This window comes from Anaerolineae bacterium (genome assembly GCA_014360855.1).
Classification (GTDB): domain Bacteria; phylum Chloroflexota; class Anaerolineae; order JACIWP01; family JACIWP01; genus JACIWP01.
In genome coordinates, this window is sequence record JACIWP010000082.1 from 1 (window position 1) to 11,678 (window position 11,678).

The following is an 11,678-nucleotide window of genomic DNA, read 5'->3' on the forward strand; positions in this document are numbered from 1 at the left end:
ATGCGTTCGAAGAAATCGGGCAAGCGGATGCTTCCCTCTTTGTTGGTGACGAAGTCCGCGTCCTTGTATTTGCGCGCCAGCGGGCCGGCGACGGAGCTGGGGCAGTGGAGCCAGACCGCCAGCCCTCCGATCAGCCGGATGAAGATTCCCTCTTTCTGCGCGGCCTCGATAAGCCGCAGTGCTTCATCTTTTACATCATCTAACGTAGGAGCCATGGTTGTCGTCCAACCCTATTTCCCCTTCACGGAGAAGACATTGGTAGGGGGAGCTGGGGGCATAGGCCCCCAGCTCCGATCCAACCGGCGCTTATTCAACCGGAATTTCCTCGTACACCTTGTCGATATCAATGCCCTGCCGCTTGCGGTACGCCTTGAAGCCGAAGAACAGGATGGCCGCCAGCGCGTACATGCCCAGCATGAAGACAACCGAGCTGGTGTTGCGGTAGCTGATGCCGTACAGCCCGAGCGGGTCGAAGATCCACTCATAGAGCAGGAACAGCTCGAAGCCCAGGAAGATGATGCCGGCGACGGTGATGAGCGGGATGCCGGCGATCTTGTACTTGGCGATCGGCGAGGCGTTGTACAGTTCCGGCTTGCGGTACGGCAGGACAATAGCGGCGATGGTACTGCCCAGGTAGGTGATGGCGATAACCTCCGTGGAGCACAGCGTCAGCGTCTGGAAGTTGAAGATGTTCCAGGAGTACAGCGCGCCCACGATAAGGGATGGGATCACCATCAAGAGCAAGGCATTGATGGGCGTGCGGAAGCGCGGGTGAATGTCCGCCACCCATTCCGGCAGAAGGCGGTCAAAGGCCGCGGCGAAGATGACGCGGGTGGAGCTCAGGAAGACCGTGCCCGACCAGCCGAAGAACCACAGGCTCATCAGCAGGATGACGATGAACTGGATGACGCGGCTGTTGGTCAGCATGGCGGCGAAGAGGGCAGGATAGGGCCAGACCGGGATGGGCGGCGGGGTTTCGGTGTAGCCCCACATGTAGTTCCAGAAGGCGCCGTTGGCCTTCATGTAGAAGTCCCAGGTGATGGTCTTGTTGATGAGCACGAAGAGCACGATGCCCAGGGCGGTGGTGGCGATGAGGGCGTACCACATGCCGTAGAAGTTGCGCTTGAAGTCGGTGGCGCCGCGCACTTCACCGTAGAGGGTGGCACCCCAGTTCGGCCACAGGTTGAAGAAGACCATGTAGGGGATGGCCAGGAAGATGGGTGCCAGCGCCCAACCGCCGCCCCAGGTTTGGGCAGTGCCGGCCTCTTCGCCGGCGGCCAGGGTGGCTTCATACAGGCCGTCGCCCGGGGCACCGAATAACTGCGGGATCTGCGCCTCCAGGTTGGCCTTGAACGCCGCCGGGTTCCCGATCAGCAGGAGGAGGAAGACCAGCAGTAAGCCGATGAGGCCGCCGATGAAGCAGGCTTTCTGCAGACGAGCATAGTTGCGCATGCCCATGGCGATGTAGACGAAGACGAAGGCACAGACGATCACCACGCTGATGAATCCACCCTCAGGCGTTTGGGTGAACCACAGCGCCGGCCCCTGCGCGCCGAGGATGGCCAGCAGTGGGGTGATGACCTCATAGCGCAGCATGTCGGCGTAGAGCGGCACCCAGTACCAGAGGATGAACCACCAGCCGGTGACCGCCAGGATGAAGCCCACGCCGCCGCCCAGGATGCGGCTCTGCCAGACGTAGTCGCCGCCGGCACGGGGCATCACCGCGATCAGGGCCGCATACACGATACACTCGAACGAGATGAAGAACCCGGAAACCAGCAAAGCACCGATCAGGTTGCCATCGAGGTAGTACATCTGGGAGAAGATGTACAGCCCCAGGGTGATGAGGTTGATCGAGAAGAAGGCGTAGATGAACGCGTCGGTGACGGACCAGGCACGCACCAGGCCGGTCGCAGCACGGACGAACAGGGTGGACGATTGCTGTCGTTCCATTTTGCCGACTCTCCTTTCCTTCCCGAAGCCTGCTTAGGGTGGTGGAATGACGAAAGAATGAGAGACCGTGGTACTGCCGTTCGGACGAACAAGGGTATTCTGCGGGCCATCACCTCCTTTCCGGAGAAAGCACACTCATATTATAGCATAATCCTCACGCGCCGAACCCTCGAAATATGCGCCGGCATCAACCTGTGGTGAGCAAGTAGGATTTGATCTTGCCCTTGTTCAGGGTGATAACGGCGCCCAGGAGCCGGCCTTGCTCGTACATACTGCCGGGGTTGATGCACAGCGTGCGGCCGATGCGGGCCGTGCCCTTCCCCTCATGGATATGCCCGAACAGTCCCAGCAGGGGCTGATATTTCTCGATAATTTCGCGCACCGCGGTACTGCCAACGGGGACCAGCGCCCGACCGCCCAGCTTGGGCTTCAGGTCAGGGGTCAGTTCCGGCGCCTCGTCCAGATTGCTGTTGTAGGGCGGCACATGGAAGTTGAAGACGGCGGTCTCCGGCTTGCTGAGCTTTTTGACGATGGACTCCAGGCGCTCCTTCAGCTTGGGCTCCTCTTCCTCGCGGTAGGTATGCCAGGGGGTGATGTTGCTCCAGCCGGAGCTGACCATCTCGTGATACTCATCCAGCGGGATCACCTCGCCCTCGGCCAGGTGGACGTGCTTGGAGGCGCGGATGATATCGTCAATCTCGAACATGTCGTCGTTGCCTGGGGCGACGTAACAGCGGATGCCGGTGCCCTCGAGCTTTTCGTCGGCATATTCCATCCAGGCCTGGACGGTTTTGAGCACTTCCTGGTGGAACAGCTCGTCCACCTTTTCGGGGTGCTGTTCCAGCTCGCGGATTTCATCGGGGTTGGTGACGTAGGGATAGTAGCCGCGGCTTTTCACCTGCTTGATCATCTGCTCCACTTCCTCCTGGCCGTGGAGCTCAAACTGCTGTTCCAGGAGCGTGGCGATATACTTGTCTCCTCCCTGGTGCACGATGGGCACGATGGCCTTGCCGGTCATGTCGCCGCCGAGGATGATGATGTCCGCGTTGTAGAATTTGCCGGCGTTGATGAATTTCTTCCAGCAAATGTCAGAACCATGGACATCCGTCGCGAAAAAGATCGTGGTCACTCTTCCCTCCAAACAGAAATGGTCTCCGAGCAAGCCCGGGTACTGCCGAGTAATAGTGTGCTAGAAAAATATCTGTGATATACTACACAATCCACGCGAATCCGCCCTGCGGGGCCGGCCGGCTATACCTGGGCCCGCACCTGGCTCCAGAAGTCCAACACGTGCCGTTCCATCACCTGATATGCGAGATGGGGATCGCGTTTGCGCAGGGCGTTGAGCAGTTCCCAGTGCTGGGACTGGATCTCATCGGCGCCGGCGGCCGGGTTGGGCGCCAGACGCCAGATGCGCGCCGTCAGGTCATAAAGCCAGCGCACGCCGTCGATCAGGAACTTGTTGTTGGTGGCCTCCGAGATGATCTTGTGCACCAAGCGGTCGCTTTCCATGAGCCGGCCCACAAAATCGGCGGAATGCCGATCCTCTGCCATACGAATGGCATCTTCCAAGGCGGCGAGCTGGACGTCGGTGATACGCTCCGCCGCCAGCCGCGCGGCCCATGTCTCTATGGGGATGCGAGCTTCGAAGATTTGTTTGAGGTCGGTGACGCTGATTTCCGAGACGTACATCCCGCGCCGGGGTTGGATCACCACCAGGTCGTCGCGCGCCAGACGCTGCAGAGCCTCTCGAATGGGGGTACGGCCGATGCCCAACTCCTGGATCAGCTCCGCCTCGCGGAGCACTTTCCCCGGGGGATATTCCAGGCTGACGATCTTGGCTTTCAGGATGTTGTAGGCTCGCTCTGTCTGTGAGATCATCGGGAGAGTCCCTATGGGTGCCGGCAATCATCGGCACCCCTCGGCTAATGTATTAATAATATATCACAGGTCGCCGAAAATGTCAACTGCCGTCATATTACATGAACGGGAGAGAACGTTCCGACCTTCTTCCGCCACCCCATTGACAAGCGGCGGGTTTTGGGATATGCTAAAGGTAGAAGCATCGCCGGCATGTTGGAAGCTGGAAGTACAGCGAAGCGTTTGTTGCGGAAAAGGGTACTGCAAGGGGGCAGGCCGGCTCCAGGAGGTGGACCATGGCGAACCTGGCGCAGGTGGAAGAGCGTTTGCGGCAAATGGGCTGTCCCCGCTGTTACTCCATGCGGCTCGAGGTCTGCGTCCAATTGGAGACGGAGAACGGACTCCCACGCATCCTCGTGATATGCCAGCAGTGCGGCTTCCGCTTTGAGACCAACGGCGAGGCCCTGACCTGGGAAGATCTGGAAAAGCGGGTGGAGCGGGAAGTGCGCCGCAAAGGCTGTCCGCGCTGTGGGAGTCACCTCCTGGAGCTGAATTTCCGCTGTTCGCTGGAAACGCGGCGAAGTTTTCACGTAGCCACCTGTCAGGAATGTGGGGCGGTGTTTATCGTGGAGAGACAGCTCGATGAACCGCGGCCGGGCATTTTTGATGTGTGATGGGAGGAAGGCATGAGGGGTTCCATACGGGTTGGGAAGCTGTTCGGCATCCCGCTGTTCATTCACTACACGTGGTTCGTTATCGTGGCGCTGATCACCGTCTCGTTCGCCACGGTGAATTATCCGCGCCAGTACCCGGGCTGGCCGGCGGTCTCCTACTGGCTGGCCGGCCTCCTGACCGCGCTCCTGTTGTTCGCCTCGGTGTTGATCCACGAGCTTTCCCACAGCCTGGTGTCGCGGGCGCAGGGGGTGCCGGTGGACAGCATCACGCTGTTTATCTTCGGCGGCGTGGCGAACATCCGCGAGGAGCCTAGAAAGGCGCGCCATGAACTGTTGATGGCGGCCGCCGGCCCCGCCTCTTCCCTGCTCCTGGCCCTGCTCCTGGGGATTGTGGCGCTGGCGGCGCCGGCGCGCTCCTTCGTGGCCGGCCTGGCGCGTACCCTGGCCCTCATTAACTTGTGGGTGGGGCTGTTCAACCTGATCCCCGGCTTTCCCCTCGACGGCGGGCGCGTTCTGCGCTCCCTCATCTGGTGGGGCAGTAACGATATCGTGCAGTCCACCCGCATTGCCTCCATCATCGGGCGGGTCATCGCCACACTGATGATCATCAGCGGGTTCCTGGTGGCCATCTTCCTGGGCGATTGGGTGAGCGGGTTATGGCTGGTGTTCATCGGCTGGTTCCTGGATAATGCGGCCGTGCAGAGCTATCAGCAGTTGCTGTTGCGGGAGGCGCTCGCCGGCGTCACCGCCCGCCAGCTCATGAGTCCCCTCTGCCCAACCATCGAGGACGACCCGGACCTCCAGACCGTGGTGGATGAGTTTGTGCTGGGCACCGGCCAGCGCTGTCTGTTCATCTCGCGCGGCAACCGTTTGGCCGGCTTGCTGACCCTGCACCATATCAAGAACGTGCCGAAGGAGCGTTGGCGGGAGACGCACGTCTCTGAGGTGATGACTCCCTCGTCCGAAATCAAGTCGGTGGATATCAATCAGAGCGCTCTGAACATTCTGCGCACCATGGACGAGGCCAACGTCAACCAGATCCCGGTGGTGGATGGGGAGCGCATGGTGGGCATCATCACCCGCGAGCATCTCCTGCATTATATCCGCAACCGCATTGAGCTGGGGTTATAGCGCCGGCGAGAGAGGTGGCGCGTGACGGATGAGGAAGGGCTGGCGCGCTGGCGCGAACACCGTCTGTCCCTTGTCCTTCTGCTGTTGATATATCTCAATTTGACATGGTCCATTCAGGGCGCCCGCTGGGCAGAGGGCCTGCACATTTTGCCCTGGGTGGTCCTGGGAGCAGTGGTGCTCGGCTTCATGCTGGCCATCAGCCGCTGGCCGGCGCGCGCCGCCCACGGCTATATCCTCTTCGTCGGCCTTATCGCCAACAGCCTCCTGCTCTGCACCCTGGTATCCCCGGAGCTGTCGTGGCAGGATCGCCTGATCGAGGTTGGCCTGCGGCTCTATCACTGGCTCATGGTCCTGCTGGGGGGCGGGACCAGCTATGACAACCTGGTGTTCGTGGCTGAGCTGACGCTCCTGCTCTGGCTTGTCGGCTACGTCTCCGTCTGGCAGTATTTCCGCCACGGCCGGCTGTGGTGGGCCCTGTTCCCGCCCACCGCCGGCCTCATGTTCAATCTCTATTACGCCCCGCCGGAGCTGATGCCCTATTTCATGATTCATCTGGGGCTGTGCCTCCTGCTCCTTATCCGGCACCGCCTGCACCAACGGCAGGGGGAATGGCAGAAGGCACGCATCTTGGCCGGCGATGAGGCACGCTTCGACATCATCCGCGACGGGCTGGTCATCGCGCTCCTGGCCCTGCTCCTGGCCTGGACGCTCCCCGGCGCCCAGCAGGTGAAGGCCCTGGCGCGCTTCGGTGAGCGTCTGGAGCGGCCGGTGCGTACGGTCAAGGAGGAGTGGAACCGGCTGTTCGCCTCCCTCCAGCGCTACGGCACCGGCCGGGAGCTGACCTTCGGGCCGACCAAACTGCTGGCCGGCGAGGTGCAGTTGACCGACGCACCCATCGCCGATATCCAGGCGGCGGAGGGGCGCTACTGGGTGGCGGCGGCCTACGATTATTACGGCGGACGAGGCTGGGCGGCGACTTATACCGATCGTGGGCCGCTCGGGGAGCGTTCCTCGCCCATGGCAGAGCCGCCGTATCAGATGCGCAGGAAGGTGGAGCAGGTGGTACGGGTGCGCTGGCCGGCCATGCGCATCATCCTGGCGGCCCCACTGCTGTACCAGGTGGATATTCCCGCCGAGGCCCAGCTCCTCTATCTGCCGCGCGAGGGGGCCACGGCGGCGCGGCCGCCGGCCGACATTCAGATGGCCTTCCCCCAGCACCGCCTGTATGAGGATGATGTCTATCGGGTGGTCTCGCTGGTCTCAGTGGCGGACGAGGAGAGCCTGCGTTCCGCCGGCACCGATTATCCCGATTGGGTGCGGCAGTATTACCTCCAGCTTCCTCAGGACGTGCCGCGGCGCCTGCTCTGGCTGGCCCGGTTTCTCACCCGCGGCTACACCAACAATTATGATAAAGCCCTGGCCATTGAGAGCTTCCTGCGCAACATCCCCTATAATGAACAGATTGAGGCGCCGCCGCCCACGGAGGACGCGGTCGAATACTTTATTTTCATGATGCGCCAGGGCTACTGCGATTATTACGCCTCGGCCATGGTCGTGCTGGCGCGCATCGCCGGCATCCCCGCCCGCTTCGTCCAGGGCTATGTGGTAGGGGCCCCGGACGAGAACGGTGTGTACCACATCCTGGAAAAGAACGGCCATGCCTGGGCGGAGCTGTACTTCCCAAGGTACGGCTGGATCATCTTTGAGCCGACGCCGGCCCAGCCCCTGCCCGTGCGCTATGCCAGCCGGGTTGAGGCGCTGACCGCTGAGGCGGCCCAGCGCCCCGCGCCGACCAATCCGCTGGGCGAGGAGGAAAAGTTCGGCCCGGACATAGCCCCGCTGGGCGAGGAGGCGGGGCCGTTCGGGGTGGGGAGACTGCCGGCGCCGGCGCGGGCGGGGGCGGAGGCCGGCATCGTCCTGGCCGGGCTGGGCCTGCTGGGCGGAATCCTGCGGCTGGTCTGGCGGCTGATGGAACCGCGCCGGCTGACGCCAGCGGAGCGTGCCTATTTACGGCTGACGCGCTTCGCGCCGGCGCTGGCCGGCGTGCGGGCACAGCCGACCTGGACGCCGTACGAGTTTGCGGGGGTGCTGGCGCGCCGGGCGCCAGCGGCCGGCGGAAGCGTGCGCACTCTGGCGGATATGTTCGTGCGGCAGAGATACGGGCCGGCCGGCGCCGCGCCGGCCGAGGGTGACCCGATACAGATATGGCACCGGGCGCGCGCGGAACTGTTGAGGGCGCGGGTAAGTGGGGTGTACGCTCGGGTTGTTCGGCTGATACGGCCGGCGGGGGGTTATGCCGGCTCCAGCGGCAGGGTGAAGTAGAAGCGGCTTCCCTGGCCAGGGACGCTCTCTACGCCGATCTGCCCGCCGCAGCGTTTGATCATCTCTCGCGCGATGGTCAGCCCCAGGCCGATGCCGCCGTGCTCGCGGGTGAGCGAATCCTCCACCTGATAGAACGGCTCAAAGATGTGGGGAATGGCCTCCGGCGGGATGCCGATGCCTGTGTCGGCGACCTCCACGCGCAGTTCGCCGTCCCGGGCCTCCGCGCCGATGCGCACGGTGCCGCCGGCCGGCGTGAACTTGATGGCGTTGGAGAGCAGGTTGGCCAGGATGGCCGTCACCTTCTGGCGGTCGGAGACGACGGGCGGCAGGTCGGCCGGCAGGTCTACCAGCACCGTGAGCGGCTTCTCGCGTGCCAGCGGCCCCAACTCCTCCAGCACTTCCTCCACCACATCCTGGATGTGCAGAGTCTCGGGATGGAAGGCGATCTCACCGGTCTCCAGGTAGCGCAGGTTGAGCATATCGTCAATCAATGAGCGCAGGCGCACGGCGTTGCGCACGACGATTTCCAGCCGCTCCCGCATCTCGCCGGTGGTTTCCTCGGCCAGGATGCTGGCGTAGCCCATCAGGATGGCCAGGGGGGTGCGCAGTTCGTGGGCGGCGATGTTGATGAACTCGCGTTTCATGTGGTCCAGGCGTTTGACCTCTTCGTAGGCGCGCTGGATCTCGGCGAAGAGGCGTGCGTTGGCGAGGGCGATGCCGGCCTGGCCGCACAGGATGGAGAGAAGTTCCACGTCGCTGGCGTCGAACGGGGCGGCGCCGGCCTCGCGCGCCGCAATCAGCACGCCGCTGGGCTTGTTCTGCACGACGATGGGCAAGCCGACCAAAGGGCCGATGCCGGCCTCCATTGCCATCGAGCGGGTGGTGGTGGGGAGCAGTTCGGGCCCCTGCAGGATGACCTGCTGGTTCAACTCCAGGATTTCCCAGGGGAGGGACCATCCCTGGTGTGGGGAGCTGACGCGCATCCCGGCGAGGATGCCGGCGGCCTTCCGTGCGGTGATCCAGCCATGCTGGAGGTCAACGAGCATCACCAGCGCGCCGGCGGCATGAGTCTCCTGATGCGCGATGCGCAGGACATGCTCCAGAATTTCGTCCTCTTTTACCGTGGAAAGGAAGGCTTTGCTCAGTTCGAACAAAGGGATCAGCGCCCGCAGGCGGATGTTCTCTCTCTGGAGCCGCACTTTGGCCAGCGCTTTACTCACGGAAGAGACCAGCTCATCGGGGGTAAAGGGTTTGACGATGAACTCGTCAATGCCCAGCCGCAAAGCCTCGATGGCCAGGTTCATGGTGCTGAAGCCGGTCATGGTGACGCAGACGAGGTTGGCGTTGCCCTCTTTCATGGCGCGGGCCAGTTCCAGCCCGCCCAGCCCTGGCATCTTGATGTCAGTCAGCAGAAGGTCGAAGGTCTGTTCGCGCGCTTTGTTGAGCGCCTCCCAACCATCGGAGGCGCGGACAACCTGATAGCCCTCTGTCTCCAGCACGCGCTGGCAGAGGTCCAGCACATCCACCTCGTCGTCAACTACGAGTACCCGTTCACGCGGCATGTGGGAGCTCCGAAGGCTGTCTCAGAGAAGGCATGTTATTCTTTCCCCTCGCGTTCCTGAGCGCCGCGCTCCTGCACGTTGCGCATGGCCTCCCGCTCGATCCAGCGGTCGAGGAGGGCTTTTTTGACGCGCCACTGCCGGCCGATCTTGAAGGCGGGTATCTCGCCGTCGCGGGCCAGCCGGCGCACGGTCAGCTCGTGCAGGCTCAGATAGCGCGCCACTTCCTCGATGGTCATGATCTCGTCAATGTCCTCGAACGGCTTGGCGATGAAGTCCTGCGCACCCAACGACATGGCGCGCTTGATCTCCTCCTCCACCGAATAGCCGCTCATCATGACCACGATGCTGTCCGGGCGGAGCTTCTTGATCTCCTCCAGCGTTTGTACGCCGTCCATGCCCGGCAGGCGCACATCCAGGAAGATGAGATTGTACGGCTCCGCTTTGATCATCTCCAGGGCCTCGTAGCCGTCGCGAGCGATGGTGACGCTGGTCTGCGGACCGCCCAGCAGGCGCTGGAACATGTAGCCGATTTCCTGGTCATCATCTACGACGAGGACTTTGAAGTTCTTCTGCGGCTGTTCTTCTTTTTGGGACTTGGGCTGCCGGCCTCGCTTGCGGGCCTTTTCTTCTTCTGCCATCTGCGGTTACCCCCTGTTTCCTGCCCGGTTACCGTCCAATTCTTTTTTTGACCCTGCTTGATTATACTAAACGCCATAATGTTTGTCAACATATCTTTATGCATAGCTGCGCAACCGGGAAATACCTGGAATGTCGGAGGACACAGGGCGCGAGGGGGTATGACGGTCATCTGCGATGCGATTATCACCTGGCGGGGCTACAGCGCGGAGAGGAATCCAGCGAAACGGTCTTCCTGCTCGAAGGGGCCGACGACCGCGATGTTGAACCGGTCGTGGTGGAGGACGGCCTGCATGACGCGCTGGATGTCCTCAGGGGTGGCCGCTTCCATCTGGGCAATGACATCGTCCACGGAGAAAACATCGCCGGGCAGGATTTCCTGCCGGCCGTACCAGCTTGCGATGGCGGAGGTGTTTTCCATCTGGAGCAGGAGCCGGCCCTTGTTGAACTCCTTGGCGCGCGCCAGCTCATCGGCAGAAACAGGCTCGTCGCGCATGCGGCGCAGTTCGCGCACGATGGCTTCCAGCGCCGGCTCGGCGCGGGAGGGGTCCACGCCGGCGTAAATTCCCAGCATGCCGGTATCCCGCAGGAAGCTGATGTACGAGTCCACGCTGTAGGCCAGCGCCTGGCGCTCGCGGATTTCCTGGAACAGGCGCGAGCTCATGCCGTCGCCCAGGATGGTGTTGGCCAGGGTGAGCACGAAGCGGTCGGGATGATTGCGGGACAGGCCAGGAAATCCCAGGCAGATATGGGCCTGCTCCGTGTCCTTGAAGACCACTTTTGCCGTGGCGTGGGGGAAGTCCTGGTAGGGCAGGGGGTCTCGCCCGGGCACTTTGCGCCAGTCCTGGAAGAGCGAGGCGATCTGGTCGCGGGTTTGCTCCGGCTCGATGGCGCCGGCGATGCTGATGACCACACAGGGCGGGCCGTAGAACTGGTCCATATAGGCGAGGAGTTTATCGCGGGTGAGGCCGCGCACCGATTCGCGCGTGCCGCTGATGTCTCTGCCCAGCGGATGGGCCGGCCATACCAGGTTGTTGATCGTGATCTGCGCCAGCGATTCCGGGGAGTCGTGGAGCATGTTGATCTCTTCGATGACCACCCGCTGTTCCTTGGCGAATTCCTCGGGGTCCATGATGGGATGCATCAGCATGTCGGCCAGCAGTTCCAGCGCCACGTGCTCATGGGGCTGGGCGATCTTAACCCAGTATAAGGTGGTCTCGCGGCCGGTGCTGGCGTTGATGACTCCGCCGATACCCTCGATGGTCTCTGAGATGTCGCGAGCGGTTGGCCAGCGGGAGGAGCCTTTGAAAAGCATGTGCTCGATGAGGTGGCAGACGCCGGCGTCCTCGTCAGGCTCATAGCGCGAGCCAACCCCGACAAACACCGAAATCGCCACAGACCGAACGTACGGCACGGGGATGGTCAGGAGGATTAGGCCGTTGTCGAAGACGGTCTTGATGTAGTTCACGGTGTACCTCGCAGTTGGGTCAACAGGTCTTCTGCGGTAGCGCGCCACTGGGGATCTGGGATTATTGCAAGG

Annotated in this window: 10 protein-coding genes; 3 read left to right on the forward strand and 7 right to left on the reverse strand. The window is 62.6% G+C overall.

Annotated elements, in window-relative coordinates:
* The 4 genes from H5T60_06165 to H5T60_06180 form a co-directional block, all read right to left on the reverse strand.
* On the reverse strand, positions 1 to 215 hold a 215-nt coding region (locus tag H5T60_06165; protein MBC7242012.1), incomplete at its 3' end, for a hypothetical protein.
* Between the two features lie 91 nt (positions 216 to 306).
* Complete coding sequence (locus H5T60_06170; protein MBC7242013.1) at positions 307 to 1,953, reverse strand: APC family permease; 1,647 nt, start codon at positions 1,951 to 1,953, stop codon at positions 307 to 309.
* Positions 1,954 to 2,140: 187 nt separating this feature from the next.
* Positions 2,141 to 3,082 (reverse strand): metallophosphoesterase, encoded by a 942-nt coding sequence (locus H5T60_06175; GenBank protein ID MBC7242014.1) that lies wholly within the window; start codon positions 3,080 to 3,082, stop codon positions 2,141 to 2,143.
* 122 nt (positions 3,083 to 3,204) lie between these two features.
* On the reverse strand, positions 3,205 to 3,834 hold the full coding sequence (locus H5T60_06180; protein ID MBC7242015.1) for a GntR family transcriptional regulator: 630 nt from the start codon (positions 3,832 to 3,834) through the stop codon (positions 3,205 to 3,207).
* Positions 3,835 to 4,109: 275 nt separating this feature from the next.
* Here H5T60_06180 and H5T60_06185 point away from each other — a divergent pair, with 275 nt between their 5' ends.
* Genes H5T60_06185 through H5T60_06195 form a run of 3 tightly spaced genes read left to right on the forward strand, consistent with a single transcriptional unit; the run spans position 4,110 to position 7,940 of the window.
* Positions 4,110 to 4,487: a hypothetical protein gene (locus H5T60_06185; GenBank protein ID MBC7242016.1), complete on the forward strand. Its 378-nt coding sequence runs from the start codon at positions 4,110 to 4,112 to the stop codon at positions 4,485 to 4,487.
* Positions 4,488 to 4,499: 12 nt separating this feature from the next.
* Complete coding sequence (locus H5T60_06190; protein ID MBC7242017.1) at positions 4,500 to 5,618, forward strand: site-2 protease family protein; 1,119 nt, start codon at positions 4,500 to 4,502, stop codon at positions 5,616 to 5,618.
* A gap of 21 nt (positions 5,619 to 5,639) precedes the next feature.
* Positions 5,640 to 7,940, forward strand: a complete 2,301-nt coding sequence (locus tag H5T60_06195; protein ID MBC7242018.1) for a transglutaminase domain-containing protein — start codon at positions 5,640 to 5,642, stop codon at positions 7,938 to 7,940.
* On the opposite strand, the gene H5T60_06200 is transcribed toward H5T60_06195, so the two are convergent.
* From H5T60_06200 to H5T60_06210, 3 genes are all read right to left on the reverse strand, one after another.
* Complete coding sequence (locus H5T60_06200; protein ID MBC7242019.1) at positions 7,910 to 9,502, reverse strand: response regulator; 1,593 nt, start codon at positions 9,500 to 9,502, stop codon at positions 7,910 to 7,912. The genes H5T60_06195 and H5T60_06200 overlap by 31 nt on opposite strands.
* Positions 9,503 to 9,537: 35 nt before the next feature.
* Positions 9,538 to 10,140: a response regulator gene (locus H5T60_06205; protein ID MBC7242020.1), complete on the reverse strand. Its 603-nt coding sequence runs from the start codon at positions 10,138 to 10,140 to the stop codon at positions 9,538 to 9,540.
* A gap of 197 nt (positions 10,141 to 10,337) precedes the next feature.
* A complete protein-coding gene (locus tag H5T60_06210; GenBank protein MBC7242021.1) occupies positions 10,338 to 11,606 on the reverse strand; it encodes an insulinase family protein in 1,269 nt (422 codons plus the stop codon).
* Positions 11,607 to 11,678 lie beyond the last annotated feature (72 nt).

Bases quoted from the DNA above. Each gene is read 5' to 3' on its own strand.
- H5T60_06170 (MBC7242013.1), bottom strand. From the start codon at position 1,953: ATGGAACGACAGCAATCGTCCACCCTGTTCGTCCGTGCTGCGACCGGC.
- H5T60_06180 (MBC7242015.1), bottom strand. From the start codon at position 3,834: ATGATCTCACAGACAGAGCGAGCCTACAACATCCTGAAAGCCAAGATC.
- H5T60_06185 (MBC7242016.1), top strand. From the start codon at position 4,110: ATGGCGAACCTGGCGCAGGTGGAAGAGCGTTTGCGGCAAATGGGCTGT.
- H5T60_06190 (MBC7242017.1), top strand. From the start codon at position 4,500: ATGAGGGGTTCCATACGGGTTGGGAAGCTGTTCGGCATCCCGCTGTTC.
- H5T60_06200 (MBC7242019.1), bottom strand. From the start codon at position 9,502: ATGCCGCGTGAACGGGTACTCGTAGTTGACGACGAGGTGGATGTGCTG.
- H5T60_06205 (MBC7242020.1), bottom strand. From the start codon at position 10,140: ATGGCAGAAGAAGAAAAGGCCCGCAAGCGAGGCCGGCAGCCCAAGTCC.